The 439-nt window shown below is 49.9% G+C and carries 1 protein-coding gene and 1 pseudogene; both read left to right on the top strand.

Going from position 1 to position 439, the window contains the following annotated elements; translation table 11 throughout:
* A pseudogene (locus tag AB4585_RS23910) lies at positions 1 to 125 on the top strand (biotin synthase); the annotation flags it as partial.
* The coding region (locus tag AB4585_RS23905; protein WP_372171247.1) for an aminotransferase class I/II-fold pyridoxal phosphate-dependent enzyme at positions 112 to 439 on the top strand (328 nt) is incomplete at its 3' end. The pseudogene AB4585_RS23910 and the gene AB4585_RS23905, both read left to right, overlap by 14 nt.

Below are 439 nucleotides of genomic sequence, written 5' to 3'. Positions count from 1 at the left end.
TCAATACACTAGCAACCAGCCAGAAACCTGATCAGATCCAAGAGCATGAATTGCTCGAGCAGGTCACTGAAAGGGTGGCTGCAAGACCGACAAAAGATGATCTTTTCTACGATGCCACTGTTTGAATCGAGGATCACGAGCGCACTGCAACAAAGACGTGAACAGGGGCTACTTAGAACCCTCACCCCTGTTCATGGCGGAAATACAGCACAGGTCCAAATAGCTGAGCAGGGCTTCGTTAATTTTTCTAGTAATGATTACCTAGGGCTTGCCAATGACAACACCTTGAAAGAGGCGTGGAAAACGGCAGTGGACCGCCACGGTGTAGGCAGCGCCGCCTCGCCTATGGTGACAGGGTTTTCCTACGCGCATTTGCAACTGCAAGACGCCTTATGTGACTGGCTTGGATATGAACAGGCGGTATTGTTTAATTCAGGGT

Source organism: Vibrio sp. 10N.222.49.C9, from assembly GCF_041474985.1.
Lineage (GTDB): Bacteria > Pseudomonadota > Gammaproteobacteria > Enterobacterales > Vibrionaceae > Vibrio > Vibrio crassostreae_C.
The sequence above is the reverse complement of the archived record's forward strand: the minus strand, read 5'-3'. Positions and strand labels throughout refer to the sequence as shown.